Raw genomic sequence first — 348 nt, forward strand, 5'->3', positions numbered from 1 at the left:
GCCAAAAAACACGTGACCCTGGCCACCAAGAGCAACGGCATCGCCATCAGCATGCCCTGGTGGGATAAGAGGGCGGACGATGTGGCCCAGGACTACCCCGAGGTCACGCTGGACAAGCAGCACATCGACATCCTCACCGCGCGCTTTGTGCTGCAGCCTGGCCGCTTCGACGTGGTGGCCGCCACCAACCTGTTTGGCGACATCCTCTCCGACCTGGGTCCGGCCACCACCGGCACCATTGGCCTGGCGCCATCGGCCAACCTGAACCCCGAGCGCCACTTCCCCAGCCTGTTCGAGCCCGTGCATGGCTCGGCGCCGGACATCTACGGCAAGAACATCGCCAACCCC

The 348-nt window shown here is 65.2% G+C and carries 1 protein-coding gene; it reads left to right on the forward strand.

The window, feature by feature from the left end:
• Positions 1 to 348 (forward strand): isocitrate/isopropylmalate family dehydrogenase (locus tag ASE52_RS00600; protein WP_241776886.1); only part of this gene is annotated, 348 nt, incomplete at both ends.

Source organism: Acidovorax sp. Root275 (assembly GCF_001428965.1).
GTDB lineage: Bacteria > Pseudomonadota > Gammaproteobacteria > Burkholderiales > Burkholderiaceae_C > Acidovorax > Acidovorax radicis.